Annotated in this window: 1 protein-coding gene; it reads right to left on the bottom strand. The window is 65.3% G+C overall.

Features of this window, described 5'->3' with window-relative positions; translation table 11 throughout:
• On the bottom strand, positions 1-550 hold a 550-nt coding region (locus tag DM374_RS32735; RefSeq protein WP_157969822.1), incomplete at both ends, for an AMP-binding protein.

The following is a 550-nucleotide window of genomic DNA, read 5'->3' as shown; positions in this document are numbered from 1 at the left end:
GCCACCAGTTGCGTGCCATTGGCCGTTTCCTTGGCCAGCACCACCGCCTCGCGGACGGCGGCATGGCGCAGGATCTGCGCTTCGATCTCGCCCAGCTCGATACGCAAACCGCGAATCTTCACTTGGTGGTCGATACGGCCGAGGTAGTCGATCACACCGTCGGCGCGGTAGCGCACCAGGTCGCCAGTGCGGTACAGACGAGCACCCGGGGTGAACGGATCCGGCACGAAGCGCTCGGCGGTCAGGTCAGGACGCTGGTGATAACCACGGGCCAACGAGTCACCGCCGACATACAACTCGCCCGCGCTGCCCACCGGGCAGACTTGCAAGTTGGCGTCCAGCACATAGGTGCACACGTTGCTGATCGGCCGGCCAATCGCAGCGATCGCCGTGTCTACCGGCCCGTCGATCAGCAGGCTGCTGGTGTCGATGGTCGCTTCGGTCGGGCCGTACAGGTTGTAGACCTGGCCGTTCCACTGCTGACGCAGTTGCTCCACCAGCGCCGCGCTCAAGCCCTCGCCACCGAAGGCCAAAGTGCGCAGCGAATCCA

It is taken from the genome of Pseudomonas huaxiensis, assembly GCF_003231275.1.
GTDB classification, from domain to species: Bacteria; Pseudomonadota; Gammaproteobacteria; order Pseudomonadales; family Pseudomonadaceae; genus Aquipseudomonas; species Aquipseudomonas huaxiensis.
This window is presented reverse-complemented; position numbering and strand designations above follow the sequence as displayed.